Annotated in this window: 19 protein-coding genes; 13 read left to right on the top strand and 6 right to left on the bottom strand. The window is 65.0% G+C overall.

From position 1 onward, the window contains the following. Positions 1-74: 74 nt before the first annotated feature. The 6 genes from BBSC_RS11200 (at position 75) to BBSC_RS11175 (ending at position 8,313) form a co-directional block, all read left to right on the top strand. Positions 75-611, top strand: coding sequence for a GtrA family protein (locus BBSC_RS11200; protein ID WP_033517140.1), 537 nt, complete (start codon positions 75-77; stop codon positions 609-611). A 742-nt stretch (positions 612-1,353) separates the two neighbouring features. Further along, entirely contained in the window at positions 1,354-3,477 is a 2,124-nt protein-coding gene (locus BBSC_RS11195; RefSeq protein WP_161787636.1) for a beta-galactosidase, read from the top strand. A 144-nt stretch (positions 3,478-3,621) separates the two neighbouring features. After that, complete coding sequence (locus BBSC_RS11190) at positions 3,622-4,881, top strand: ABC transporter substrate-binding protein (protein ID WP_033517138.1); 1,260 nt, start codon at positions 3,622-3,624, stop codon at positions 4,879-4,881. A 254-nt stretch (positions 4,882-5,135) separates the two neighbouring features. After that, positions 5,136-6,110, top strand: a complete 975-nt coding sequence (locus tag BBSC_RS11185) for a carbohydrate ABC transporter permease (RefSeq protein ID WP_375713301.1) — start codon at positions 5,136-5,138, stop codon at positions 6,108-6,110. A gap of 71 nt (positions 6,111-6,181) precedes the next feature. Next, positions 6,182-7,015, top strand: coding sequence for a carbohydrate ABC transporter permease (locus BBSC_RS11180; RefSeq protein ID WP_033517227.1), 834 nt, complete (start codon positions 6,182-6,184; stop codon positions 7,013-7,015). 272 nt (positions 7,016-7,287) lie between these two features. Continuing rightward, positions 7,288-8,313, top strand: a complete 1,026-nt coding sequence (locus BBSC_RS11175; protein ID WP_048349661.1) for a hypothetical protein — start codon at positions 7,288-7,290, stop codon at positions 8,311-8,313. Positions 8,314-9,024: 711 nt separating this feature from the next. Here the strand turns inward: BBSC_RS11175 and BBSC_RS12945 are convergent. Then, a complete protein-coding gene (locus BBSC_RS12945) occupies positions 9,025-10,698 on the bottom strand; it encodes a glycoside hydrolase family 43 protein (protein WP_051923123.1) in 1,674 nt (557 codons plus the stop codon). 246 nt (positions 10,699-10,944) lie between these two features. Between BBSC_RS12945 and BBSC_RS11165 the strand changes: the two genes are divergently transcribed. After that, positions 10,945-11,967 (top strand): LacI family DNA-binding transcriptional regulator, encoded by a 1,023-nt coding sequence (locus tag BBSC_RS11165; RefSeq protein WP_161787635.1) that lies wholly within the window; start codon positions 10,945-10,947, stop codon positions 11,965-11,967. 188 nt (positions 11,968-12,155) lie between these two features. Here the strand turns inward: BBSC_RS11165 and BBSC_RS11160 are convergent, their stop codons facing one another. Continuing rightward, on the bottom strand, positions 12,156-13,637 hold the full coding sequence (locus BBSC_RS11160; protein ID WP_081892836.1) for an MFS transporter: 1,482 nt from the start codon (positions 13,635-13,637) through the stop codon (positions 12,156-12,158). Between the two features lie 474 nt (positions 13,638-14,111). Between BBSC_RS11160 and BBSC_RS11155 the strand changes: the two genes are divergently transcribed. Both BBSC_RS11155 and BBSC_RS11150 read left to right on the top strand, forming a co-directional pair. Further along, positions 14,112-14,771 carry a histidine phosphatase family protein gene (locus BBSC_RS11155; RefSeq protein ID WP_033517135.1) on the top strand — a complete coding sequence of 220 codons (660 nt, stop codon included), beginning with the start codon at positions 14,112-14,114 and terminating at the stop codon, positions 14,769-14,771. A gap of 38 nt (positions 14,772-14,809) precedes the next feature. Beyond that, positions 14,810-15,763 (top strand): hypothetical protein, encoded by a 954-nt coding sequence (locus tag BBSC_RS11150; protein WP_033517133.1) that lies wholly within the window; start codon positions 14,810-14,812, stop codon positions 15,761-15,763. A gap of 189 nt (positions 15,764-15,952) precedes the next feature. Here the strand turns inward: BBSC_RS11150 and BBSC_RS12940 are convergent, their stop codons facing one another. Beyond that, a complete protein-coding gene (locus tag BBSC_RS12940) occupies positions 15,953-17,467 on the bottom strand; it encodes a DUF805 domain-containing protein (RefSeq protein ID WP_051923121.1) in 1,515 nt (504 codons plus the stop codon). Positions 17,468-18,322: 855 nt separating this feature from the next. Beyond that, positions 18,323-19,579, bottom strand: a complete 1,257-nt coding sequence (locus BBSC_RS11140) for a substrate-binding domain-containing protein (protein ID WP_033517131.1) — start codon at positions 19,577-19,579, stop codon at positions 18,323-18,325. Positions 19,580-19,867: 288 nt separating this feature from the next. Between BBSC_RS11140 and BBSC_RS11135 the strand changes: the two genes are divergently transcribed. The 3 genes from BBSC_RS11135 to BBSC_RS11125 all read left to right on the top strand — a co-directional run bounded on the left by BBSC_RS11135 (position 19,868) and on the right by BBSC_RS11125 (position 23,590). Beyond that, on the top strand, positions 19,868-21,427 hold the full coding sequence (locus tag BBSC_RS11135) for a glycoside hydrolase family 30 protein (protein ID WP_033517129.1): 1,560 nt from the start codon (positions 19,868-19,870) through the stop codon (positions 21,425-21,427). Between the two features lie 588 nt (positions 21,428-22,015). After that, complete coding sequence (locus BBSC_RS11130) at positions 22,016-22,618, top strand: AEC family transporter (RefSeq protein ID WP_033517127.1); 603 nt, start codon at positions 22,016-22,018, stop codon at positions 22,616-22,618. 96 nt (positions 22,619-22,714) lie between these two features. Beyond that, complete coding sequence (locus tag BBSC_RS11125) at positions 22,715-23,590, top strand: D-hexose-6-phosphate mutarotase (RefSeq protein WP_033517126.1); 876 nt, start codon at positions 22,715-22,717, stop codon at positions 23,588-23,590. 129 nt (positions 23,591-23,719) lie between these two features. Here the strand turns inward: BBSC_RS11125 and BBSC_RS11120 are convergent, their stop codons facing one another. After that, entirely contained in the window at positions 23,720-23,977 is a 258-nt protein-coding gene (locus tag BBSC_RS11120) for a Txe/YoeB family addiction module toxin (protein ID WP_033517124.1), read from the bottom strand. A 2-nt stretch (positions 23,978-23,979) separates the two neighbouring features. Next, positions 23,980-24,360: a type II toxin-antitoxin system Phd/YefM family antitoxin gene (locus tag BBSC_RS11115; RefSeq protein WP_231649008.1), complete on the bottom strand. Its 381-nt coding sequence runs from the start codon at positions 24,358-24,360 to the stop codon at positions 23,980-23,982. Positions 24,361-24,577: 217 nt separating this feature from the next. Here BBSC_RS11115 and BBSC_RS11110 point away from each other — a divergent pair, with 217 nt between their 5' ends. Continuing rightward, a complete protein-coding gene (locus BBSC_RS11110; protein ID WP_081892834.1) occupies positions 24,578-26,695 on the top strand; it encodes a beta-galactosidase in 2,118 nt (705 codons plus the stop codon). The last annotated feature ends 267 nt before the right edge of the window (positions 26,696-26,962 follow it).

The following is a 26,962-nucleotide window of genomic DNA, read 5'->3' as shown; positions in this document are numbered from 1 at the left end:
CGGCGTCATACCGCCCCGTGGGTCAACCATGCAGTGTTAAATGGGTTTCCGTGAAGAAACTGATTGCGCAGCTTATGAAATTCGGCATCGTCGGTGTGATTGCCTTTGTCATCGACTGGGGTATCCTCAACCTCCTGGTCGGGCTGTTCCACATGCACAATGTGGCCGCCGCCACCATCTCCTTCATCATCTCCCTGATCTTCAACTATCTGGCGAGCATGAAGTTCGTGTTCAAGCATCGCGAAGACATGGCCCGTTGGATGGAGATCGTCATCTTCGTGGCCGGGGCGGTGGTCGGCCTGCTCATGAACGACGCGATCATCTGGATCTCCACCTACGGCATGAACCATGACGCCTATGTGTCGCAGCACGCCGAATACCTGCTGCGCACGAACGTTGGCAAGCTGATCGCCACCGCCGTGGTGATGGTCTGGAACTTCCTGATCCGCAAATGGCTGCTCGACGATACGCACACCAATGCGATGAACCGGCTCAAAACGGCCGAGAACCGGCTGACTCCGGAACAGCTGGAAGCCAAGTGGCAGAACAGCTTCTCGCACAAGCTGGGCGTCTGGTCGCTGGAACACACACCCAAGGGCTGGCCGAAATAGGCCAAAGCCCGATCGTGGCGTAGTGGTTGATCGTGGTGCGCGAATGCCGTGATCGATTCGCTGTGACGGCCATATTGCACGGAAGCCGGCGTAAACAAGCTTGTTTACGCCGGCTTCCGTGCAATATGGCCGTTGTTATTGGAGAAAGCCGATGCGATGCTCTGCCGGCGCGTAGGCTTTCCTGTGTATGGGGCCGATCCTGATCCCGAGGCGGAAGATGCGCCGGCATGTGGTGGCGCGTCATCGGCGCCGGCAGTTCATTGATCCCAGTGCGTGTGTGGGTTGGCCTGCCTGTATTGTCCCTTGTATTATCCCTGTCTCGGTCCCTGTGCCGCTCTCCTGTATCGACCTGTATGGTCAATCATCGCCCCTAGTATCCTGCGTCATCAATTCGTTAACAATGTCTGGCTCCCCTCGCTGAGGCTGAGCCAGAATTACTCAACGAATTAACGGCGTGGGATACTAGCCGATGGTGTCATATCGGCGCCTGCGCGTCGATATGACGGCGAGCTCCCACCCTTGCCGGGCAAAAACGCAATCCGCGCCTGACTCTTCCCCTGGTGCTCCAGAGCACCGTTCGCGGTGCCTGCGGCATGCCCGATCTCACAACAATGACACCTCCATTTTGACAAGACTTCCGTTCTGTCGTATGATTCATAACGTAATGATTCATAACGTTATGAATCAGAGAGAACCTCGATCGGACAACGAAGTGAGACGGTCGGCGGCGCTATATGGAGGCATGATGAACCAGAGGGCAAATCGCGAGGAAGACTGGTCCGGCGTGACGGTATCGGCCGACGGGGCGATGCTGTTCGGCGGCGACTACAACTACGAGCAATGGCCGGAATCGACGTGGGACGGCGACATGGATCTGTTCGCCGAGGCCGGCATCAACGAGCTGACGCTCAACGTCTTCGGATGGGTTGGCCTGCAGCCGTCCGAGGATGCGTACGACTTCGGGCACCTCGACCGGGTCATCGACTGCGCCGAGCGCCACGGCATGGCCATCGAACTGGCGACCGCCACCGCCGCGTTGCCGGCGTGGCTGTCCGAGCGGTTCGAGGAGGTCAATCGCGTCGATTTCGAAGGCCGCCGCCAGTCCTACGGCAAGCGCCACAACGCGTGCCCGAACAGCCCGGTGTTCCGCGGTTTCGCCGAGCGCCTTGTGGATCGGCTGGCCGAACGTTACGGCCGGCGCCGGTCCATCGTCGCGTGGCATGTATCGAACGAATACGAGAACCTCTGCTACTGCCCGAACTGCGCCGCGGCGTTCCGCGTCTGGCTGAAGAACCGCTATGGAACGGTCGAGGCCCTCAACGAGGCGTGGACCAGTGCGTTCTGGAGCCATACCTTCGCTTCGTTCGATCAGATCGTACCGCCGAACCGGCTGGGGGACGCCTTCGACGAGAACCTGTCCGTGCTGCCCGCGGCGTTCCTCGACTACGCGCGGTTCTTCGGCGAATCCCAGCTTTCGGAATTCGTCATGGAAAAGAACGCCATCCGGCGCCACGACCCGTCCACGCCGGTCACGACGAATTTCTTCGGCCGCGCCGCGCGATACGACTACGCGAAGTGGGCCGACGATCTCGACGTCGTGTCCTGGGACTGCTACGTCGGCCTGCAGGATTCGCTCGACGACACCAGCTTCTGGCATGCGATGATGCGCGGTCTCAAGCATGGCCAGCCGTTCATGCTCATGGAGCAGTCACCCGCCAAGCAGTGCTGGTTCAACCCGGTGCAACTGTCCGGGCAGATGCGCCGCCAGAGCTACCAGGCGCTGGCGCATGGCGCCGACACCGTGCAGTTCTTCCAGCTCAAGCGCAGCCGCGGCGGATGCGAGCAGTTCCACGGAGCGGTCGTCGGGTTGGACGAAAGCGACCGACCGCGGACGTTCCGCGAGGTCCGCGCGCTGGGCGAGGAACTGCAGCGCATCGGCCGGGAGATCCTGGGAACGCGGATCCGCTCCCGTGTCGCCGTCATGTTCGACTGGGAGTCGCGGTGGGCCATGAACGACGCCGACGGCCATGCCCATATCAACGACTACTACGATGCGGTCCGCGAATACTACGCGGGCCTGCGGCAGGCGGGCCTGTCGGTCGACGTCATCACCCCGTCGGACGATCTGGCCGGCTACGATCTGGTGGTCGCCCCGTATTTGTACATCGTTTCGCAGCAGACAGCGGACCGTTTCCGGGCATACGTGCGGGCCGGAGGGCGGCTGGTGGTCACCGTCATGAGCGGATTGGCGGAACCTCCGGATCGGCTGTATCTGGGCGAAGCTCCCGTGCCGTTCCGCGATCTGACGGGCATATGGTCGGAGGAGCTGGACGTGCTGGCCGAGCCGTACGGCACGATCCCCGTCATCGTCGACGAGGCGATGCTCCCGGCCTCCGCGCGGGAGGCTTGCCGCAAGGCGGACGGCCTGACCGGACGTACGCTGTGCGACATCATCCACGCCGATCCCGACGTGCGCGTGCTGGGCGCATACGGCGGCGACTCGTTCTATGCCGGCATGCCGGCGCTGACCGAACATCGTTTCGGCGAGGGCTCCTGCTACTACGTGGCCACCAAGCCGGGCGCCGGGTTGATGGCGATGCTGGTCGATGCGGCCACGGACGGACTGGAACTGGAACGGCGCATCCTGCCCCGGGATGTGGAATCCACCACGCGGGTCTCGCCGAACGGCGACTCATACACCTTCCTGATCTCCGGCAGGACGGATGACGTGAATGTCGCCTGCCCCGCCGATGCCACGGAACTCATCACCCAGCGGCGCGTCCGAGCCGGCGAACCGCTCACCCTGCATCCCTTCGATGTCATGATTCTCAAGCAAGGGGGTGCCGCCTGCGGCGAATCCGCCTGATCATCGCGCCTCCGGCGCCATCGCGGGCGTCCCCGCGCGATGGCACCCGGATCCAACCAAGACGCCACGCAATCCAAGACGTCACAATCCACAACACCACAATCCACAACACCACAACGATGTGTTCACAGGAAAGGAACAGCAATGAGAGTAACGAAGCACACGGTGAGGATGGTTGCCGCATTCGCGGCGGTCGCGACGATGCTGCCCCTGGCGGCGTGCGGCAGCGGCAGCGAGACCACCTCGGACGGCAAGGTCAAGCTGAGCTGGTACACCAACGAGAACGCGACGCTGATGGACCCGGTGGTGAAGGAGTTCGAGAAGGAGAATCCGGACATCGCGCTGGACTTCACCTCGACGCCGACCACCAGCGAGTACATCTCCACGCTGCAGACCCGCCTGGTCGGCAATCAGGCCCCCGACGTGTTCGTCATCACGTCGGAGAACATCAACCAGCTGGTGGCCAACGGCTATGCGATGGACCTGAGCGACGAGCCGTTCATCGACAATCTGGCCGACGCCAACAAGGCATTCCTGAGCCGCAACGGCAAGGTCTACGGCGTCTCGGTCGCGTCGTGGGCGCAGGGGCTGGCGTACAACAAGGATCTGCTCGCCAAGGTCGGGGTCAGCGAGCCGCCGCAGACCTGGGACGAGTTCCTCGAGGTGTCGAAGAAGCTCAAGGACGCCGGTATCACGCCGTTCCTCGAGGCCATGTCGGACAGCACGATGTCGCTTGAGGCGCTGCTGGGCAGCAAGTACTCCATCACCGGCGACAAGGAGGGGCTGCGCAAGGTGTTCGACGGCTCGAGCACCTTCGAAAAGGAGCTCACCCCGGTGATCTCCGAGTGGTACAAGCAGTATTCCGAGGGCCTGGTGACCAAGGACACCGTGGGCATGTCCGGCCAGGACATCGAGACGCAGTTCTACAACGGCCAACTGGCGATGATGCTGTCGGGCAGCTGGGCGGTGCCGACGCTGAAGGATTCCGGCATCAACTTCGGCATGAGCCTGTTCCCCGCATACAAGAACGGCCAGCGCATGGGCATCGGCTCGGAGAACGGCGGCTACACCATCTACTCCAAGCTCACGGGCAAGAAGCTGGAGGCCGCGAAGAAGCTGCTGACCTTCCTGACCAGCAAGACCGCGCTCAAGATCGACAACGAGCAGAAGGGCGACATCGTCAATACCAAGAACTACACAGCCAAGGTCGATCCGGCGTTCGACGACATCTACAAGAACGGCATCCAGAAGGGCAATCTGTATCTGGCCGTCAACCAGTTCACCAAGGGATCCGACGTGTTCGGCCCGCAGCTCGTCTCGCTGCTGCAGCAGCTCATCCAGGGCCAGATCTCCGTCGAGGATGTCGGCAAGAACATGGATGCCAAGCTCGCCTCGCTGAGTTGAGCTGAGCTGAATGGGGAGCTGAGCTGGACGAAGGCGAATCCTCAGGATTCCGGCCATCCGCGCAAGTGCAGCCGATGGCGGTGTGCGGGCCCGTCGCCGGGCCCGCACGGTCGGGGCCCATACGGCCACGCCCGTACGGCTAAGCCCGCATATCCAAACCCGCGCGGTTCGTCTCGCGCGGCCGGGCCGATGACGCGGGTGGGGCGGCGAGACCAACAAGACGCAGGTGCAGTTAAGGAGCAAGGCACATGAGTATGCAATCCACCGTAACGGTTTCCCTGGCGGGGAAACGGGCAAGGATGGCCGGCGCCATCGAGGCGCGAAGAAGATCCGGCATCTTCTCGCGCAGCCCGGGGCTGCTGGCCGACTTCACGTCGTTTCGGTTCCTGCTGCCGATCATCGCCGTGTTCATCGTGCTGTACGCGATTCCGCTAGGGCAGACCGTGTACTACTCGCTGACGGATTTCAACGGCTACAATCTGGACCTGCACTTCGTCGGCCTGAAGAACTACGCCAAGGTGTTTTCGGACCCCTCCATCCTGCAGGGGCTCGGTTTCACGGTGATCTACACCGTGGGCACCACCGTGGCCATCACCGTGCTGGCCATCCCGCTGGCGGTGACGCTGAACAAGAAGTTTTTCGGGCGCAATTTCGCGCGATCGCTGTTCTTCTTTTTCTCGGTGCCGTCGCTGGCCATCATGGGCATGATCTGGAAGTACATCTTCTCGCCGACCGACACCGGCTTGGCCAACACGATCCTGTCGTATGTCGGCATCCCGGCGCAGCCGTGGATCGCCAGCACCGGCATGGCCCGCTTCTGCGTGATCTTCATCGCGGTGTGGGCGCAGGTCGGCTGGCACGCCACGCTGTATCTGGCGTATCTGCAGTCCATACCAAGCGATCTGTACGAGCAGGCCGCGGTCGACGGCGCCAACTCGCGCCAGCAGTTCTTCCACATCACCCTGCCGCAGCTGGTGCCGGGCGTCGGCGTGTCCACGTTCCTGCTGCTGTCGGGCGGTCTGAAGGTCTACGATCTGCCGTTCACCATGACCAAGGGCGGCCCGGGGTTCTCCACGAACACCGTGACGCAGTCGATCATCGTGCAGGGCATCTCGCAGGGCCAGTACGGCGTCGGATCGGCGCTGGCCGTCATGTTCACGGCGGTCACGGCCGTGGTCGTCTTCATCCAGATGGGCGTCACGTCCCTGATTTCCAAGAGGTTCGCATAATGACTGATTCCGCATTGAACATTCCGTATGCCGCGCGCCGGGAGTGCCTCGGGCGCGGCGGCCGCAAGGGCATGACGCTCAGTCAGCGGGAGGCGGCGCGCTCGGCGCTGCGTTCCGTCGTGGTGCTCGCGCTGGCGCTGGTGTGCGCGATCCCGCTGTGGTACATCGTGATCAACAGCTTCAAGACCACCACCGAGATGGCCGTCAATCCGCTCGGATTGCCGCGACAGTGGGTGTTCGACAACTACACCACGGCGTTCAGCGAGGGGACGATGGTGCGCAGCTTCGCGAACACCATCATCGTGACGGTCGCCGGCGTGGCGTTCCAGGTGCTGATCGGCTCGCTCGCCGCCTACGGCATGATCCTGCGGCGGTCGTTCTTCACCTCGTTCGTGGGCGTGCTGCTGATGGTCGCGTTCGTGATCCCGGGGCAGGCCACGCTGATCCCGCTGTACCGCATGGAGGCCTCGGCCGGGCTGGTCAACACGCTGGAGGGCCTGGTCGTGATGTATCTCGGCGGCGCGGTGTTCTGCTACTACCTGATCGTCGGCTATATGCGCACGCTGCCGTTCGAGCTCATCGAGGCGGCGCGCATCGACGGCGCGAGCCCGTGGCGCATCTACTGGTCCATCGTGCTGCCGCTGATCCGGCCGATCCTGACAACGGTGGTCGTGTTCCAGACGATGGGCACATGGAACGACTTCATGACGCCGAACGTGTTCATCTCCTCGGCCGAGCTGAAGACCGTGATCCTGCAGGTCTACAATGCGGTCGGGCAGTTCACCACGGACTGGCCGAGCTTCATGGCGACCACGGTGATCGCGCTAGTGCCGATCTTCATCTTTTTCGTGCTCTGCCAGAAGTGGATCGTCTCTGGTCTGGTCGCCGGCTCGGTGAAGGGCTGAACGGCGCGAATGGCAATGACTGCGGGTTTCGCGCTGATGTGGCGCGGAGCCCGCTTTTTGTTGGGCTTCGGCGCGATGCGGGGGAGACTTGCGCCTCCGTGCGGCGTCGGTTTTCTCGGGATCGGTGGTCGCCGCGCGTGGAGGGCTGCTTCGTGTGCGCGGCGCCGGTTCCGCGGGGCCGGTGATTGGCGTTTCCTCGGTTGCGCACCTTCTCGGCGACGGGCACCGGGGCCGGCAATGGGTGCCGAGATATGTGTCGAAAGGAGTGCCGGATGAGATGGCACAGTGAATTCGCCGCGGTGCCGCCGCATCTGATCGGCGGGTACGTATATTGCTTCTTCCGTGGCGGGAAGGCCTCCGGTGGGAGCGGCTCCGGAGGGGGTGGCTACAGCGGGAGCGGTTCCGGCGAGGACCGGCAGCAGGTGTACGCGGCGATCAGCCGTGACGGGCTGCATTGGAGGGATTCTGACCAGGGTCGGCCGATTGCGGTGTCCGCGGGCGGCGACCGTGCGGTGCGCGACCCGTTCCTGTGCCGTGACGCCGATGGGGATGGGTTCATGCTGCTCGGCACGGATCTGGATATGTGGTCGATGCGGTACCGGGCCGCGGACGGGACCATAGACTGGCCGAGCATGACCAGCAGGGGCAGCACGGCGATCTGCGTATGGCGTCTGGATGGCGCGATGCGCGTCGTCGATGCATGGCTGCCCGATGTGGCGGCCGGCATCGGGGCCGGCAACGTGTGGGCGCCACGCGCCCTCTTCGATGAGGATACGCGGCGCTACCTGCTGTACTGGTCGAGCGCCACGCCGTCCGACCGGTACGGGAGCCAGCGGCTCTGGGCGTGCTGGACCGCCGATTTCCGTTCGTTTGATGCCCCGTTCCTGCTCGACGGCGATGCGGTCAAGGTGATCGACCCCTGCTACATTCCGTTGGACCGTGGCCTTTGCATGCGGTTCCTCAAGGACGAGGCCGCATTGGGAGTGCTGCAGCAGGTGTCGGAAGACGGGGTGTTCGGGCCGTGGCGGACGATACCGCAGCGGTTGTTGGAGGCGTTGCGCGGAGGATATGAGGGGCCGGACGCCTATATGCTGCCCGATGGCCGCGTCGTGCTGCTGATCGACGAGTACACCGGGGCAAAGCGGGGGTATATCGCGCTGATATCCGATGGTCTGGCGCGCGAGCACGGGTTCCGGCCGCTGCCGCAGAGCGAATATCGTTTGCCGGTCGGAGCCAAGCACGGCTCGGTGGTGGCGCTGAACGCAGCCCAGTATGCATTGCTTGCACGCCGCGTATGACGCGGTGCGCCGTATAGTACGGTGTTCCGTAACGCGCTGTGCGAGATGCGTTGCGCCTATACGCTGTTCGTGATGTGCTGCGTATGGCACGGCGAAGGCGTGGTGCGCCGCCCGATATGGCATGGGTCGGGGCGCAATGTAGCAAAGATTCGAGTTGTCGGTGCGTGGGTGCTGAGATAAGTGCCAATTTGGCCGTGGAAAACGATGAATATGCACGTTGCAATCGGTTCCACTACTTGGCCATGCACCGACAACTCGAACCTTCGTATCCAAGCGGTCTGTCTTGCAAATGGCTGAGTGGTTGATCCTCCCGCTGGCGGGAGGTGGCGCGTAGCGCCGGAGGGCGGTCGAATGCTTGACGCTGCATTGTTCCCGACTGGGGGCGTATGTGAATGGCTTGATTCAGGCGCTCGTGGTAGTCCTCCCCTCAGTCCGCTTCGCGGCCGGCTCGTCCGCAATCAAGGACGGCCTTACGGCCGCAGTCTTGTCTGCTCGCTGTCGTTCGCCTTCGCCTGCAAACGCCTCCGGCGTTTGCTTCACGGCTCAGCCTCAGAGAGGGGAGCCAGACATTGTTAACGAATTAATGACGCGGGATGCTGGCCGGTGCCTGATGTTGTTCTGGGCCCCGGAATGCGTGCGCGGCAGCACGCATTCCGGGGCCCGGGGCGATCGTCCGTTGCTTCGTCTCCACGCTCGATGTGGGCGGAGCGCTCAGCGCGGGCGAATCCCGGCCAGGCAGCCCAGATACCCGCCGGCCCGTTCGGTGCTGAGGAACGCGGCGTCGCACTGCGCGATCAATCGGCTTGATGGCGGATCGCACGGGTTGACGCGGTGCAGGGGGTATCCGCCGGCGGCGATTCCGGCATGGGGCGCATCGCCGATGCGTACGCGCAGCGGCGATTCGGCCGTGGTCGTTGGCTGCGCGTCTGCTGCTCCGGCGGAGGCTGGCTCATCTCGGAACTCGAGGCGTGTGCCGTTGAGCCGGATCGTATAGGCCTTGCCATCCTCGATGGGCCGGCGCCAGAGGATCGACCGGTCGCCGCCGTTGCGGATGACGCCCTCCGCGGTTCTGGTGTCGGCGTCGAAGCGCAGTGCGGCGTAGACGCCCTGATTCTGCTGGATGCGGATTTCTCCGGTCGATTCGGGAAGGGCGAATACGGAGAAATCCGTTTCGGTGACCTTGGCCCATGACCAATCGGGCTGCAGGGGAGTGTGCAGAGTGTGATCGGCGCCGATGGCCATGCTGCGCCACGATGCGGGGCGGTCGGCGGATGAATCGTCGTGTGCTGCGGCATCCGGCGTATCGCCCGGGTCGATGGCGGCATCGGAGCCGGCACCGTCGGCTGTTCCGGCGTGTTCTCCGGTGCGACCGGCGGACGCCCGGTTGCCGTCGGTCGCGACGATGCGCGGCACCAGCCCGTCGCCGGGCGCGAGCACCGGCCAGTCGTCCTCCCAGGTCACGGGGAACACGAACGGTTCGCGCCCCATGAAACTGTATCCGTCGATGACACGGGAGCCAAGGCAGACGCCCCACCACTGGCCGTCGTCGTCGCGCAGCACGTCGCAGTGGCCGATGTTCTGCACCGGATAGCGCCCGCCGAGATGCCGGTGCGTGAGAATCGGGTTGCAGGGGTCGCCTTGGTACGGCCCGATCGGCGACTTCGACCGTGCCGCGGACTGGGCGTGGCGCCGTTCGGTGCCGGCTTCGGCGGCGAACAGGTAGTACCAGCCGTCCTTGCGTACGATATGCGGCGACTCGGCCCACGTCGCGCCTTCCATCGCTCCGTGCCACAGGACATGCTCCGGGCCGTTCAACGTCCAGCGATCGAGATCCAGCCGGCGCATGTAGATGTCCGACTGATACGGCCATCGGGGATTGGCGGACTGGTGGCTGCCGACCCACCATGCCGTGCCGTCCTCGTCAATGAACAGGTCGGGGTCGTTGCCGGTGGCGCCGTCGACCCAGTACGGGCCGTCCCAGGTGGCGCCCCCGTCGTGGGAGACGAGGGCGAAATTGCCGTTGGCCCGTTCCATGGCGGCGATGGCGTCGGGGTCGGCGCCGTCGGCGAGGGCTCGCCGCGAGTCGATGCTGACCACGGTGCTGACGATGACGATCGCGCTGCCCAGCGCGCGGATGCTCGGCGCGAAGACGCCTCGCTCGTCCGAAGCGATGTATCCGAGAAACAGCCTGTCCGCGACTGTGGCGTCGATGGCGGCGCCGGCGTAGTCCCAATGCGCCAGATCCGCCGAGGTGTATATGGGCAGCCCCGGCACCAGGCCGAACGACGAGGTGACCAGCCACGCCTTGCCGTCATGCCACATCCATGAGGGGTCGGGGTGAAATCCGTGCAACACGGGGTTGATGATGGGGGCGGTGCCGTTCACGGGAATCCTTTCGTGTGGGAATGTCCATGCGTCTTCGCAGCTTCCACGCTGTTCGTAACGATATGATATCATATCGTTGCGATATCGATAAAGCAAGGCGGGAGCGCTTCTGCGGTTTGCGTTGCGGTGTCGCCGCTGCGGCAGGGCCCCCGGTTTGCGAAGCGGGCTCGGGATGCGATAGCGTTGGAAGGCGGTCGATGATCGCCTCCATTGCGGAGCCGGGATGCAGGTAGGTGAATGATGGTTGTGACGTTGAAGGATGTCGCGAAGAAGGCGGGGGTGTCTCCGGCGACGGTGTCGTATGCGCTGCGTGGGGGCCAGTACGTCTCTCCGGCCACGATGGACAAGGTCATGAAGGCGGCGAAGGCGCTGGGCTACTCGACGAACATGTCCGCCCGCAGCCTGCGGTATGGCAAGTCGCGGATCATCGAAGTGGCGGTGCACGAGCTGGACATCCCGTACTACTATTCCAAGTTCGCGGCGACCGCCGTGACGGTGATCGAACGCCATGGATACCAGGCGCTGGTGCTGCAGACCGGATTGAACACCAGCAGCGTCAAGGAGGCCGTCGGCAACATCTCGAACCAGATCTGCGACGGCATCATCCTCAACGCCACGGGCATCGACGCCTCGGAGATCAAGCGCCTGAGCATGAACCGGCCGACCGTGCTGCTGGATGACTGCACGCCGGAGCCGGTGCTGGACACGGTGATGACGCCCAGCCGCGAGGGCGCGAAGGCGGCGGTGACGCATCTGCTGGAACAGGGGTGCCATGCCATCGCGGCGGTCGGATTGGAATATCTGGCGGCCGATGTGCGGGGCGACCGCGCGGACACGCATGTGGAGCGCTTCGAAGGCATGCGCGAGGCGCTGGAGTCCGCCGGCAGGTCCCTCTCCGAGCAGCAGTGCTTCCCCGGCGAGTGGCTGGTCGAACCGGGCCGGGAGATCGCGCATCGTCTGGCGGATATGGGCATGCCCTTCGACGGGCTGTTCTGCGCCTCGGATTCATTGGCGTTCGGCGCCATCCGCGGATTCGCCGACCGGGGCATCCGCGTGCCCGACGATGTGAGGATCGTCGGTTTCGACGGCATTTCGCTGGGCGAATACACCGTGCCGTCGATCTCCACCGTGCGCATCGACATGGAGGATCTGGCGGACAAGGCGGTGCGGCTGCTGCTGGACCGCATCGACGGCGTGTACGACGGCGAGCCGCGGCGTGTGGTCGCCGATTACGCGTTCGAGGTCCGCGGGTCCAGCGTGCGCCGGTAAGGATCGGGTTCCGGCCGGTAGCGGAGGCCCGGCGGCTCGGGCCTTGATCCGGCGCGCGCCGGCGGGGCTCGCAGACCGCGCCGGACCGGGATCCGACCCGCGCATGGCATCCGTGTACTCGTTCTTTTATCCGTGAGTCCGCCGGTGAACTGCCGGCGGACCTTTCTCACACGTTGATTACACGTTGATTACACGTTGATCGCGGTGAGCTCCGGCGTTTCGGTGCTGGACTTGATCTGCGGGAAGCCGATGAAGGCGATCACCAGCGAAGCGAGCGCCAGCACGGTCACGACCATGAAACCGCCGTGCGACCCCATGCGGTCGATGAACACGCCGGCGATCGCCGAGCCGGCGGATGACCCGATCGAGTTCATCGCGCCCATCCACGCCACGCCCTCGGTGAAGCGCGTCGGCGGCACAAGGTGCAGCATCAGCTGGTTGCCGTTGATCCACGTCGGGGCCTGGCACACGCCGATCAGCAGATAGATCAGCATGATGACCCACAGGTGGTTCGCGAACAGGAACGACCCGATGCCGATGTTCACCACTGCCAGGCAGAAGTAGAAGCGCTTCCACAGCGGGATCATCCAGTTCTTCGCGCCGTAGACGAGCGCACCGACCAGCGAGCTGAACGAGAAGCAGGCGAACACGAAGCCCGTGTACTGCTTCATGTTCTGCTCGGTGGCGAACGCGATGATCGAGATGCCGGTGGCGGACTGGAACGCGCCCAGCGAGAACCAGGTCACGTACACGGCCAGCATGCCGGCACCCCAGATCGACTCCTTCTTGCCGGAACGCACGTCGGCGATGGCCCGGTCGACCGCCGCCTGGACCTGCTCGGGCGAGGCGCCCTCATGCTGGGCCTTGCAGCGCGCGTGGTCGGCCGCGGCCTCGGCCTGCAGCACCAGCGCCTTGGCGGCCTCGTGCTCACGGTACTCCTTGCGGGTCATGCCGGCGCGCTCGGCCAGCACGGTCTGCGACGGCGGCTCGGTCGTCAGTTCGGTGAGGAACATCAGCGCGCCGACGATCACGCACATGCCGGTGAACGAGAACGCGAGCACGCCGGAGATCACGGCGAGCGTCGAGGCGAGCGGGTTGCCGACGACCCACATGCACTCGTCGAACACGCTGGAGAGTGAGAAGGCGCGGTTGGTGCGCTCGCGGTCGCCCTTGAACATGGTGGTCCAGCGCGAACGGCTCATCGCGCCCCACGGCGGGATCGCCGCCATGAACGGCACGATGCAGAACAGGATCCACGACGGCACGCGCGCGGTGATGCACGTCACCAGCGAGAACGCGGCGATGGTCCATACGATGATCGTCGGGATCGACACCTGGCGCTGGCCGAAGGTGTCGACGAGCCGGCCAAGCAGCGGCGAGACGATGGCCAGGGCGATCGCCTGCACGGCGGTCAGGGCGCCGGCCAGCGAGTAGTTGCCGTAGTAGTGCTGCACGGCGATCGTGATCGTCATGCCGACCATCGGGAACGGCATGCAGGCGATCACCGCGCCGATGGAGAATCGCGCGGTGTGGGGTATACGCAGCAATTCCGCGTACCCGCCGAAGAGTTTGTGGTTGATGCCCTTGATCGCGTCCACTGCCTGCCGCGCCGGCGATTGCGTCGGCCGGGGCGCCGGCGATTGCGCCGGACGGCTGGTCTGGTGTGCCATATGCCGCTCCTTTCTGCTCACGGTTGGATATGCGGCCGACGATCGTTTTGCGTCGCGATCGGCGGTCATGGTCGTTGGTTCGTTGGTTTGTTGGTTTATGGTCGGTTGCGTCGGTTGCGTCGGTTGCATCGGGTGGCGTGCGGCGCGGCGGGGCGCCTGTACCCGCGCATGCATGATGACTCATCGGACCCTGTTGATTACCAAGTGGTAGCTGGAAGAAAAACGACTTTCCCATCCCCATGCCGGTCAATGCGTCATGTTGCCGTGCCTTGGGTCAGCCGTGCGAATGCATGCGTTGCTGTTCACTTTTCAGTCATGGCTACTCTAATAACTTCGCGAGGCGCGACACGCGGTAGATTGGAAGATACGCGGGTAATAATTGATGAAGACCGGCACGGCCCATTCGCCAGTCGGTCGGCGAACGACGGGGGAGCGCCCCGACCAACCGAAGACCAACCTAAGGAGGGCGGCCGAATGCCGGCAACCACCATTCATTTCGTCCGTCACGGCAAAGTGTACAACCCCGATCATCTGCTGTACGAGCGGCTGCCCGGATTCCATCTGTCCGACCGGGGCATGCGCATGGCGCAGGCGGCCGGCCGGTATCTGGCGTCCAATCCGCAGACGAACACGATCAGCGCCGTGTACTCGTCCCCGCTCGAGCGCACGCGCGAAACGGCCGGGGCGATCCTCGACGCGCTCAACGCGGTGCGCGCGGACCGAGGCGAGACGCCGCTCGAGCTGGTTACCGACGAGCGCGTGATCGAGGCGGCCAACGAGTTCCGCGGCAAGCGGATCGGCCACGGCGAGGGCGCGCTGTGGAAGAACGGCAACTGGAAGCTCGTGCGCAATCTGTGGACGCCGAGCTGGGGCGAGTCGTACCGGCACATCGCCGAGCGCATGGGGGCGTTCGCGCAGGAGAAGGTCGGCGAGCACCCCGGCGAGCAGATCGTGGTCGTCAGCCACGAATCGCCGATCTGGTCATACCGGCACCTGCTGGAGACCGGACACCCCGAGCATTGGATGTTCATGCGGCACACGGCGCTCGCCTCCGTCACCTCCATCACCTACGACTGCGCGACGCGCAATGTGATGTCAATCACGTATGTCGACCCCGCGGCCGATGTTGAATAGCGTCAGAATATAAGGGTTATACGAGCAAAGGAGCGATGATGACCGTTCGTGTTGACGATGACGCGATAGCACGGGTCGCGGCGATGCCCGCCGTGCGCGAGGCCGCACGCACGGGGGCCAGGCTGATCGCGCTGTGGCCGCTGACCGATGCCAAGCAGATGGACAACGACGCGAAATACGCGGAGAACCTGCAGGTGCGCCTCACGCGCATGATCGCGCGCGTGGTGACCGGCGAGGACGTGACCGTGCCGGACGCCGAATTCGTGTATGAGGGCGCGGACGAGATTCCCGGGCGCCCGCAGGCGATCGTGGACGCGCTGCTCGCCGCGAACGACGCGTACGACATGATGGCCGGCTATCGGGACGACGGCGATGCGCGCGTGCTGTTCGACGTGGCCGATCAGCTCGGGGCGGGATGGAACGACGGCGTCGTCGCGGCGGTGACGGATGCGCTGGGATCGGTCGACGCGTTGGCGGCCCGTGAAGGCGCGGCGACCGGGGACGCCGGCGAACCGGATGCCGGTGCCGCCGTTGAGGGGGATGACGAACCGTCGGCCGAGGCCGTCGCGGAGTTGGCCGACAGGTTTGCCGGCGCCCTTGCGGCGTGCGACGGGCTGTTTTCCGCTATCGATGAGGCGTTGGACGGCTCCGGGAAGGCTGGCGCCGAGGCGGTGGCGATGCTGCCGGTGCTGCTGTTCGTCAACGAGCTGCGCGAGCGCTTGGCGGTGCCGCGCATCTGTCTGAAGGACGGCGAATATTACGATCTGCTGCGGGCGCGCGCGGCCGCCGAGGATACGCTGGAAGCCACGGTCACGGTGATCGCGCCGCTGGCGGCAGCCGAATGGCAGAAGCACTACGACGATGTGACGTGGGACCCTGACGAGGCCAAGCGCCTTGCCAAGGAGGAGGACGAGCGCAAGAACAAGGAGGCCTTGGCCGCCAAGTTCGCGCACATCAAGGACGACCCCGGCAAGGAAACGGTAGAGCTCTAGCACTCCGCGTTGTTAATTCGTTGAGTAATTCCGGCTCAGCCTCCAAGAGGGGAGCCGGAATTACAAAGAACATATTCGAAGGGCGCCGCCCCGGTCAGAGACCGTTGGCGGCGCCCTTCATGTTCAGCGCGGGATCCGGGATTTCGCAGCGGTGCCGGTGGCACGGTTGCCGACGAATCCCGGACATACTCAGACGCGCTGGCCGGCCTGATCGCTGTGGTCGGCGGGCTGATCGGCCTGACCGTATTGGCCGGACTGTCCATACTGGTTGGACTGCCCAGCCTGATCCGTGGAACCGGCCTGACCGTACTGATCGGATTGGTTGGGCTGACCATACTGGTTGGACTGGTTGTACTGGCCGGGCTGGCCGTATTGGCCGGGCTGGCCATACGTCCCGACGTCGAAGCGGGCGCCTTCCGGCTTGGACCGTGTGACCATGAGCGCGATGCCGGAGATCAGGTATACCAGCGAGCATACTGTCGATATCATCACTGGCGTGGCGATCATCGATATCATGTGCTCAAGTGCCGCGTATACGGCTTCCGAATCGGCGGTCGAGCTGAGCTGGGCCCACATGGACACGATATCGTCCGAGACTGGGCGAATCCACACCCAGTTGATGATCTCGTTGAGCGCCCACGGAACAAGCGGCAGCAGGATCAGCCAACCCGACCGGTTTGTGTCGTGCAGCCGCCGGACGCCGACCGAGATGAACGGGACAAGGCAGATGAGCAGCCAGACATATCCGATCACGGTGCCGACGGTACTGGGGAACGGCACGCTCACGATGCCCAACGCGACGGAGACCAAGGTGTACATGAGCACCGGCCACCAGAACTCGCCGCGCGAGGCTCGCCCGGTGAACACCGTGTACTTGGCGAAGAAGCGCTTGGTCGCCGCGGCGAGGTTGATGCCGTACCACGGCATATTCGCTGCGGGCTCGCCGTAGGGGTATCCGGCGCCGGCGTACTGCGGCATGCCCTGCGGCAGTGGCGTGCCGTACGGCTGCGCGTAGGGGTTCTGTCCATACGTCGGCTGGCCGGGCTGCGGCTGATCGTAGGGGTTCTGCCCGTACTGCTGCGGGCCGGGCTGCCCGTACTGCGGCTGGGGATCCGTCTGCCCGTATTGGCCTTGCCCGTATTGGGGCTGCCCATCGTACGGCGCGCCATATGACGGCTGCCCGTACGGAGCCTGCGGCTGATACGGCGCGGACTGCTGCTGCCCATACTGCGGCGTGGCGGCGGGCTGATCGGCCTGCCCGTACTGCGGAACATCCTGACCGGGCTGAGGCTGTGCCCCTTGACCGTAGCCCGGAGCATACGTCTGGCCGTATTGCGGCGTGGGCTGCGCCGTGCCGTTGGCCGTGGCGCCGGCAGGCGCATCCGCCGGCGGCTGGATGTAGGCGCCGTATTCGGGGGCCGGTGCATACTGCGGCACGGCCGGAGCGCTCTGCGCCGCTCCCGTATCGGGGAAAGTGCCTGCCGTATCGCCCTCCGTGCCGGAGGCCTGATCGCCGGCCTGATCGACGGCCGGGGGCACAGCCGCATGCGCGGTGCCCCCGGCGGCGTTCGCGCCATTGCCGTATCCCATGCCGGCCGGCGTCGCCGGCGTGTCGGGCTGGCCGGCCGGCGGTGTGGCCGGCTGAGCGGATTCACTGGGCTGCTGAGCCTCTCCCTGAGGATTGAACGGATTCGGATCGGACATGCGCCCTCCTTGATGGCGGCTGATACTTTCCGCCAATTGTCCCACATGCCCCATGGAAGAACCAGAATTCGTACACAAAACGCTGATCGCCGTATCACGGAAAGCCACCCGCCCGGCGGGGGAACCGACCGCTCGATCATGCGCGGAGCCGGTCGCCGGCTTGATGCGGGGAAGGGATGGGCCGCGCGTCGACCTGCCTGATCGCGCGCGGCACCGATGTAATGAACGAGGGCATGTCCGGGATATCCGACGTGCCTCCGAATGCAAAAGCCTGATGATGCCACTCATGGCGCCGTACGCGGCCAAACACCGTTCCAAGCGCGGCGGCCCCAACCACCACTACGATCACACGGGTTTTCCGCGTGCGCGACGCGCACGGTCGTATCACCTTGCCTTCCGCGCGGTTGCGCATGGTATCCGGCTTCGGCGTTGCAGACGGGAAGGTGAGGAGCCCGCGCAGCGCGCCGAACCGTGCGCTCCGATCGGATGGGCGTATCCGCGCACTCCGGCCTGGGAATGCTTTCGGATACCGCCGTCCTCCGCGAAACCGGCTGCGGTCGGGGCGCGTCGTTCTTTGTGACGTGCGGCATGATTGCTGCCACCAATCATGCGAACGATGTCCAGTATAGGCGAAAGTTGACGTTATCCATCATTCCGTCGCGCATCCGCATGATGCCGCCGTCTTCATGCGTGTCGCCGCGTCGTGGGCTCCCGGCTTTCCTGCCGAACGGACGGCGCCGGGAGTGCTGGGAACACCGGGCGAGGAGCGGCGCGCATACCGTGGTGCCGCCTCTCCCGAGGTCGGTTATGCCGATGGTCTCCCGTTGAGAGCGGTCAGGTCAGGTTCGGCCAGACCTACGCCGCGGGGCGCTGCCGGATGTCGACGACGGAACCGCGGTCGATGAGCGTCGGGTCGACCAGCACGTGGCGTGTGGCGGCATCCGGGTTCTGGATGCGGTCGAGCAGCGTGCGGATCGCGACCTCGGCGAGATCGCGATCGGACGAGCGCAGCACGGTGAGCGGGCGTGAACTCGGCGTGGCGAATCCATCGACCGAGATCAGCGACACGTCGTCGGGCACGCGCTTGCCACGGCGCTCCAGGGTCTGCGCGATCGCGATCGCCAGGTAGTCGGAATGCACGAGCATCGCGGTGACGCCGGATTCGAGGATCGTGTCGACGATGCCGTTGACGCCCTTGGTGTCGTACGGCTGGATGCCGTCGATGACGAAGGGACAGTCGATCGCGTCGGTGGAGTCGACGATCTCATGCCAGCCTTCCTGGATCATGGTCGACGTCGGGGTGTCGCTGAACGCCGTGCCGATGCGGGTGTGGCCGTGCGAAAGGAAGTGCACGGCGGCCTTGCGCACGCCGTACGGGTGGTTGGTGCGCACGGAGTCGACGAACCGCGAGCCCAGCATCGGCTGGTCTCGTTCGATGACGACGGTCGGCGTCTCGGAGCGCGAGATCCAGTCCCATGTGTATTTGCCGCATTCAGGATGCGAATTCGGCGCCACGATCAGGCCGCACACGGTCGGGTCGGACGACAGGTCCTCGAGGATGTCGTCCTCGCGCACGTCGGCGTCGTAGGTGGATTCGCGCGTGAGGATGCGCAGCCCGAGCCTCGAGGCGATCGTGCGCATGTGCTCGATGACCCCGGGCCAGAAAAAGCTCGGCTCGGGAAGCATGACGCCGATCGCCGGCTGGTCGGAACCGAGTTCCGGGCCATGGGGCACCGGCTTGACGGTGATAGCGCCGGAGGGACTCCGCTCCGACAGCGCGGCGGTGGGCTGCTGGGTTATCGGGGAGAGCGGCGAGTCGGCGTCGGTGACGGACATGGCGCCGCCGCGGATACGCTTGAGCAGGCCGGCGTCGCTGAGCACGGTCAGATCGCGGCGGACCGTGATCTCGGTGGTGTTGAGCAGTTTCGCCAGTTCGGGAACCGTGGCCACGCTCTGGCGGGTGAGCAGGCTCAGGATCATGTCTTGTCGTTCGGCGGGCAGGTAGTCGCGCTTGCGCTCGCCGGCTGCCGGCGCCGCGGGCGCCGTGCGCCGTGCCGTAGCGCGCGTTTGCGCCGCGGATGTGGAGGCTGTGGGATTCGAATGCTCGGTCATGATTCCGCTTTCCTGCTGGTGATCATTTTGTGATCAGTGTCATGATCATCAGGGTGATCACAACAACCGCCGTACACGAAATCGTGCACATTAGTGATCATTTCTGTATTGAATCATAGCGGAAAAGCGGGGTTGATTCAAGAATTGCCGGATGTTGCCGCCGCGACACGCTGAACATTGATGATAAAACTTGATTAAAACTGATCGAATGTGCTACAGTGTGTGCTGTACACGGAAACGGTACGGTGACGTACCGGGTCCGATGAGCCACCACAATGAAGGACCATAATGAGCAAGTACAGCAATGAATTCTGGACTGTGACCTCCGGCGATCTCAAGCAGCGCCGCGAGACCCTCCCCGCCCCCGAAGTCGTTACCGATCCGGGCGACGCCGCCAAGATCATCGTCGACGTTGCCGACCGCAAGCAGCCGTGGCTGGGCGCCGGCGCGGCTCTGACCGACGCCGCCGCGTCCCTGATCTGGGGTTCCATGAACGCCGAGCAGCGCCACGCCTTCCTCGACGACACCTTCAACCCGGACAAGGGCGGCTTCTCCGTCCTGCGCATCCCGCTGGGCTCCTGCGAGCCGGCCGCGCAGCCGTACTACACCTACGACGACCTGCCCTTCGGCGAGCACGACAACGTGCTCTCCAAGTTCTCCCTCGGTGAGGGCGAGCCGGGCGCTCCGGACGCCACCAAGGACTTCAAGTACATCATCCCGGTGCTGCTCGAGATCCTGAAGATCAACCCGTCCATCAAGATCATCGCCTCCCCGTGGAGCGCTCCGGCCTGGATGAAGAACACCGGCCACCTGTGCCAGGGCGGCCACCTGCGCTTCAACGAGTGGACCGGCAACGGCTTCGACCCGATGCACGACTCCTTCGAGGGCACCTACGCCCGCTACTTCGTCAAGTACGTGCAGGAGATGGAGAAGCTCGGCATCCCGATCTGGGGCGTCACCGTGCAGAACGAGCCGTCCAACGCGCCGAAGTGGCCCGCCATGATGTGGACCCTCAAGCAGCAGGCCGAGTTCGCCCACAACTTCCTGCGTCCGGCCATGAACGAGTTCTACCCGGAGATGCGCATCTTCATCAACGACGACTCCATGCACAACCTGCAGTGGCCGGTGCGCGACATCGTCACCCCGGACGAGGCCGCCTCCGTCGATGGTCTGACCTTCCACACCTACGAAGGACCGTACTCCAACGTCTTCAACGCCAACCGCTCCTACAGCCACTGGATGTTCGGCATGACCGAGCGCCGCTGCATGATCGAGGAGACCCCCGAGGACGCCGCCCACATCATGTCCGGCATCATCGGCAACTGGCTGGTCCGCACCGGCGAGTCCTTCATCGCCCTGTGGAACCTCGCCCTTGACGAGCGCGGCCTTCCGAACCAGGTCGGCGCCACCGGCCGCCGTGGCGTGGTCACCATCCAGCACGAGACCGGCGAAGTGATCCGCAACCTCGAGTACTTCATGCTGCGCGCCTTCGGCCAGGACGTCGAGCCCGGCTCCGTGGTCGTGCGCTCCTCCAACTACACCCCCGACGGCTGGTCCGGCGGTCTGGGCTCCGTGGCCTTCCTCGCCCCGAACGGCGACGTGGCCGCCCACGTCTACAACCCGACCGGCGAGCCGCTGGAGGCCGCCTTCACCATCAACGGCGAGGGCAACCGCTGGCAGAAGGTCACCGTTCCGGCTTGGGGCACCGTCACCGTGCACAAGGGCTACGGCGAGCTCAACAAGTCCGAGGTGCCCGAGGACGGCAAGTTCGAGCTCAACCCGGCTCCGACCCACCTGCTCGGCGATGTCGCTCCGGGCAAGGTCCGCGTCTGGGGCCACGACGAGTGATCGAACGGCGGACGCGATAACGACGAACGACCGCGCTGCAACGCGGTGATGGCGGAAAGGAGCCGGTGATGAGCGTCGAACAACATGATGAGGATCTGGACTGGTCGGTGCTCTTCGCCGGGCTCGCCGCCTGATTCGCTCGTCCGTGCATTCGGGGGGCGGTTTCCCTTGCGGGAAGCCGCCCCCGTGCGTTTGTGCCGCGTTGTGCCGTGCGCCGAGTTGTGTACTGCGTCCGTGCTGTATTCGTGCTGCGTTTTGTGCCGTGTTTCGCATTGACGTCGTGCCATCGGTGCGGATCATGAGCGGTAGTGCCGAGTTGTCGGCGCCTTGCCGAGTAGCAGAACCGGTTGCATAGCGGTTTTATATCGTTACAACGGCGTATTCGGGGCTGATTCTCGGCATGCGCGCACCGACAACTCGACATTGCCGCGCAATCGGGCTCGCCCTGGGTGCCGGAGCGGCCCTATGGCGGCCTCGCTAAGGCCTCGCGGCAGGGCGCATCGGTGTTCGGGCGGCGCCGGTTCCGAGCGTATCGGTCCAGGATGCGTCGATCCTGGCGTATCGGATATCAACGAGGGGGAGTTTCGCATGGTTGCCGTGGCAAAGATCCTGGCCATCATCCTGCTGGGATACGCGCTCAAGCGCGTCGGCCTGTTCGGGGCCGACAACTACAAGGTGCTGCAGAAGATGGTTCTGTACGTCACGCTGCCGGCGGCCATCATCACATCGTTCGCGACCGGTCGCCACGATCTCGGCCTGCTGTGGATCTCCCTGTTCGGGCTGGTCTGCGCGACGATCCCGCTGGTCACGATGTTCGTGGTCTCCCGCCGCATGCCGGTGGCGCGGCGCGCCTTCCTCATGCTCAACGGTTCGGGGTTCAACGTCGGCAATTTCACGCTGCCGATTCTGCAGACCTTCATCGGCCCGGCCGCGGCGCTGCCGGCGATCATGTTCGACGTGGGCAACTCCATCATGATGTCGGCCGGCAACTACGTGACCACTGCGGCGCTGCTGCCCCTCGACGAGACGGCCCGCAAGGCGGTGGTGCTCATCTGCTTCGCGCCGGCCGGCATCTTCTCCGCCATCTTCGCCGACAAGGTGCTCGGCAACGCGCGTCTCTCCGGTTTCTGCCTGACGGCCACCGGCATCACCGGCGTCGCCGTCATGGCGATCGCCAACACGCTGCTGTGACGGCGGCGCTCCGGCCGCCGGCATGCGAATGCCGCCGCCGGCCGGTACACTGGCAGCGGCATGCGCCTGATCTGATCAATGGGGTTTGGAGGAATCATGGGTGATGGGTTCGCATTTCGCACCGTGGCGAATGGGGACGGGGCGGCGACGCTGAGCGATTACGGCGCGCAGGTGCTGCGCTGGGCGCCGGCCGGCCAGCCGGATGTGGTGTGGGGGCCGTCGTCATGCTACGCGAGGCGGGGCGAAACCCTTGGCGGCGGCGTGCCGATCGCGTTCCCGTGGTTCGGCCCGGGCTTCGCGAACGGCAGGCAGGCCGCCAAGCCGCTGATCCACGGTTTCGCGCGGCTGCGGACGTGGTTCCTCGACGCGGAGTCCTTCACCGATCGCCATATCCGGTACACGCTGGACGCCGCGCAACTCGAACCGGGCGACTCCCCGTGGCTCGGCGGCGATCCCGATCCGCGGTTTTCCGCCATATACGACGTGGAAGCCGGCAGGGCGCTGACCATGACCCTGACCGTCACGAACGAGGGGGATGCGCCGTTCTCCTACGAGGCCGCCCTGCACACGTATCTGCACGTCGGCGACGTATCCGGGGCGCGGCTTGCGGGATTGCGCGGAGCCGACTATCTGGACGCCACCCGCGAGGGGTATCCGGCGTGCGTACAGGATGATCCGGAAGTCGCGTTCGGGGCGCATGTCGACCGCGTGTACGATTCCGACGGTCCTCTGGAACTGCATGACGATGTGCTGGGCCGGGTGATCCGCATCGCCAAATCCGGCTCGCCGCAGACGGTGGTGTGGAATCCCGGCCAGCCGTTCGGGGAACCGGTCAACGCCCGTGAGGCCGGCGAGTGGCGCACGTTCGTGTGCGTCGAGGCGGCGGTCTGCCGCGAGCGCGCGGTCCGTCTCGCCCCGGGCGAGTCGTATGCGCTCAGCCAGGCGCTCGAGGTGCTGTCCGACCGAAGCTGATTGGCGGTTGTCCCGCCTTTGCGCCGACACGGCCATGGAGTCCTGAGATTCTTGGCACGCGAATCAGGCGATTCGCGTGCCAAGAATCTCAGGACTCGTCGCTGGGCGGCGCCGGATGCGTCAGGCTGTTCATTGATAGTGGTCCTTTGCGGAGAGAATGCACAGGCGCTCGCCTTCGACCGTATAGATCAATCGGTTGGCGGCGTCGATGCGGCGTGACCAGGCGCCGTCGAACATCCATTTGAGCGGTTCGGGTTTGCCGATGCCCTCGTGGGGATCTCGCAGCGCGTCTCGGATCAGGGCGTTGGTGCGCTTGAGCGTTTTCCTGTCCTGGGCTTGCCAGTATAAGTAGTCATTCCAAGCATCGTCGGCCCAGCACACCAGCATTATTAGTCCTCCGGGTCGATGAGGTCATGTGGGAGAACGCTTCCCTGACGGGCCTGTTCCAAGCCCTGTGCGATCTTGTCCCGCAGATAGGGATTCTGATGGATCCGCAGCATCTCCATCAGCGAGTCATAATCCCGAACGCTCATGACCACCACGTTGTCATTCGGATCGATATTGGTGACCATCAGCGTATCGGCGTCTTCGTTGACTTTGCGCATATACGACTTGAGGTTGTTCCTGAATGCGCTGTACGACACTGCCTGCACCATCATGTTCTCCGTCCACTGAGGCATATCTTGTACAAAATATTGTACTGTATGTCGTCTGTTGTGGAGAGATGCTCCGTGGCGCGCCTGCATTGCTGAGTGGTCTTCCTGGATCATGTGATCTCCTTTGGCGGGTTGTGCCGAAATCGATGGCTAGACCATACGGAATAAGCGTGGCCGTCGTCCACTCGATCCGGGCCATGTGGTCGAACGGTGGGTGCGCCGGGCGTGTTGTGGACAATGTGTTGGATGACTCCGGGCTGCATGCCAAGCAGCCCGGAACGGTCATGCCGATGTGCAACGATGTACTAGTGGGTCTTCGAGCAAAGGAGCAATGATGGGCGATACCGTGAAGCGGCCGGACCATGTGATGTTCGGGGCGGCCTACTACCGCGAATACGAACCGACCGACCATCTCGACGAGGACATGCGGCTGATGCGCGAGGCGCATATGAACCTGATCCGCGTGGGGGAGAGCGTCTGGTCCAGGTGGGAGCCGGAGGAGGGCAAATTCGATCTCGACTGGCTCGCTCCGGTGCTGGACGCCGCCCATGTCAATGGCATCGACGCGGTGATCGGCCTGCCGACCTACGCGATACCGATGTGGATGGCCCGGCAGTACCTCGACATCGCGCTGCAGAGCAGCTGGGGCGTGCGCCGCGGCTTCGGCGGGCGCGAGGAGCACAACTACAACCATCCGGGGTTCCGGTTCTTCGCCGAGCGCATCTGCCGCAAGATCGTGGAACGGTACCGCGACCACCCGGCGGTGGTCGGCTGGCAGCTGCACAACGAGCCCGGCGTCGCCGAAAACGATTCGCCGAGCGCGTTCGAGGGATTCAAGAACTGGCTGCGCCGCCGCTACGGCACGGTGGAGCGGCTGAACAAGGCGTGGGGGTTGGTGTACTGGTCCCACGGGCTGTCGGACTGGAACGACCTGTGGCAGCCGGAGAGCAACGCGCAGCCGCAGTACGATCTCGAATGGCGGCGCTATCAGGCCGAGCTGACCGACGAGATGCTGGCGTGGCAGAGCGACATGATCGCCGATCTGCGGCGCGACGGCCAGTTCATCACCGTGAACTACGCGCTCGGCCGGTACGCGCTCGACGAGGCGAAATCGGCCCGCTTGCTCGACGTCGCCGGATCGGACCCGTACTACCAGATGCAGGACGGGCTGGCGATGCCCGAACCGAAGATCCAGGGCAACAGCTGGGCGTACAGCGGAGCCTCGGCCCCGGCCATGATGGGCGACCGCACCTATTCGCTCAAGCAGGCGCCGTACTACGTGCTGGAAACTGACGGTGGCCCCATCGGCGAACCCTTCGTCAACTATCCGGGATTCCACGGCCAGTGGCGCCAGGTCGGTTGGCAGTTCGTCTCGCGCGGCGCGGAGATGGTCGAGTACTGGCATTGGCGCCAGCTGCACTACGGCACCGAAACCTACTGGGGCGCGGTGCTGCCGCATGACGGCGAGCCGGGCCGTGTCTACACCGAGCTCGCGCAGCTGGGCGAGGACCTGGAGCGTGCCGGAAGCGTGGTGATCGGCCTGAAACCCGACTACGACGTGACGATGCTGTATTCGGTCCAATCCCGCTGGGGGCTGGAATACCAGCCGCATGTGCAGTCCGCGCAGGGCGGCGGCCGCAACCCGATGGCCTTCGACGACACCTTCCGCGCGTTCTACGACGGCGCGTTCGCGTCCGGCCGCCAGGTGCGCATCGTGCAGGACGAGCAGCTGGTCGACCCGGACGACGGCGCGATGCTGATCGAGCCCGATCGGTTCTCGCGCACGCATCCGGTGCTGGTGGCGGCCGGCGTGTACGTGTGCTCGGACGCGGCGCTCTCGTGGATGCGCCAGTACGTCACGGCCGGCGGTCACCTGATCCTCGGTCCGCGCACCGCCTACGCCGACGATCTGGCCTGCGCCCGCGAGCAGACCAAGCCGGCGCACCTGCGCGACCTCGCCGGGGCATCGTACCAGGAATTCTCGAATCTGGTGGACGACGTGCCGGCCCGCGCCGGCGCGATGGCGCTGCGCGAAGGGGCGGCCGCCACGCGGTGGATCGACTGCCTGCGCCCGGAGGGGTGCGAGATCCTGGCGACTTCCGATCACCCGCACTTCGGCCAGTTCCCGCTGATTACCAGCCATGTCGTCGGCGGCGGCCGGGTCACGGTCGTCGGCACGATGCCGAACACGGCGCTCGCCGCGTCGGTGATCGACTATGCGTGCCCGGCCGGCGTGTGGACGTCGGCGCTCGCCGGCCATGCCGCGGTCACCCATTCCTCGGCGGTGAACGAGGCCGGCACCCGGCTGCACTTCCTGTTCAACTGGAGCTGGCAGCCCGACGAGATCACGCTGCCGGTGCCGTGCCGCGCCCTGCTGGATCCGGATGCCGAACCGCGGCAAACCGTGGAACTCGGCGCGTGGGGCGTCGCGGTGCTCGCCGAGGCCTGACGCGATAGCGCGGTGGTGCGGCGGCTCGGAGGCGTGCGGATACGTGCGCCCCGATGCCGCCGTGATCTGCCCGTCACGCCGGCCGGCTGGTTCCCGCTGCCCCTGTGCTGGTACTGGCCGGACCTCAACTAGCGCCCCGCGCCGTTGATTCGTCCGCTATGTCCGGCTCCCTTCCTTGAGGGGATCGAAATGATCCGACCTGATTCGGGTGTTTGCGGGAATGCTCCCCTCAGCCCGCTTCGCGGCCAGCTCCCCTCGAAGAGGGGA

Origin of the sequence: Bifidobacterium scardovii JCM 12489 = DSM 13734 (assembly GCF_001042635.1) — a bacterium.
Taxonomy (GTDB): domain Bacteria; phylum Actinomycetota; class Actinomycetes; order Actinomycetales; family Bifidobacteriaceae; genus Bifidobacterium; species Bifidobacterium scardovii.
This window is presented reverse-complemented; position numbering and strand designations above follow the sequence as displayed.

Bases quoted from the DNA above. Each gene is read 5' to 3' on its own strand.
- BBSC_RS11200 (WP_033517140.1), top strand. From the start codon at position 75: ATGAAATTCGGCATCGTCGGTGTGATTGCCTTTGTCATCGACTGGGGT.
- BBSC_RS11195 (WP_161787636.1), top strand. From the start codon at position 1,354: ATGATGAACCAGAGGGCAAATCGCGAGGAAGACTGGTCCGGCGTGACG.
- BBSC_RS11190 (WP_033517138.1), top strand. From the start codon at position 3,622: ATGAGAGTAACGAAGCACACGGTGAGGATGGTTGCCGCATTCGCGGCG.
- BBSC_RS11185 (WP_375713301.1), top strand. From the start codon at position 5,136: ATGCAATCCACCGTAACGGTTTCCCTGGCGGGGAAACGGGCAAGGATG.
- BBSC_RS11180 (WP_033517227.1), top strand. From the start codon at position 6,182: ATGACGCTCAGTCAGCGGGAGGCGGCGCGCTCGGCGCTGCGTTCCGTC.
- BBSC_RS11175 (WP_048349661.1), top strand. From the start codon at position 7,288: ATGAGATGGCACAGTGAATTCGCCGCGGTGCCGCCGCATCTGATCGGC.
- BBSC_RS11160 (WP_081892836.1), bottom strand. From the start codon at position 13,637: ATGGCACACCAGACCAGCCGTCCGGCGCAATCGCCGGCGCCCCGGCCG.
- BBSC_RS11155 (WP_033517135.1), top strand. From the start codon at position 14,112: ATGCCGGCAACCACCATTCATTTCGTCCGTCACGGCAAAGTGTACAAC.
- BBSC_RS11150 (WP_033517133.1), top strand. From the start codon at position 14,810: ATGACCGTTCGTGTTGACGATGACGCGATAGCACGGGTCGCGGCGATG.
- BBSC_RS12940 (WP_051923121.1), bottom strand. From the start codon at position 17,467: ATGTCCGATCCGAATCCGTTCAATCCTCAGGGAGAGGCTCAGCAGCCC.
- BBSC_RS11140 (WP_033517131.1), bottom strand. From the start codon at position 19,579: ATGACCGAGCATTCGAATCCCACAGCCTCCACATCCGCGGCGCAAACG.
- BBSC_RS11135 (WP_033517129.1), top strand. From the start codon at position 19,868: ATGAGCAAGTACAGCAATGAATTCTGGACTGTGACCTCCGGCGATCTC.
- BBSC_RS11130 (WP_033517127.1), top strand. From the start codon at position 22,016: ATGGTTGCCGTGGCAAAGATCCTGGCCATCATCCTGCTGGGATACGCG.
- BBSC_RS11125 (WP_033517126.1), top strand. From the start codon at position 22,715: ATGGGTGATGGGTTCGCATTTCGCACCGTGGCGAATGGGGACGGGGCG.
- BBSC_RS11120 (WP_033517124.1), bottom strand. From the start codon at position 23,977: ATGCTGGTGTGCTGGGCCGACGATGCTTGGAATGACTACTTATACTGG.
- BBSC_RS11115 (WP_231649008.1), bottom strand. From the start codon at position 24,360: ATGATCCAGGAAGACCACTCAGCAATGCAGGCGCGCCACGGAGCATCT.
- BBSC_RS11110 (WP_081892834.1), top strand. From the start codon at position 24,578: ATGATGGGCGATACCGTGAAGCGGCCGGACCATGTGATGTTCGGGGCG.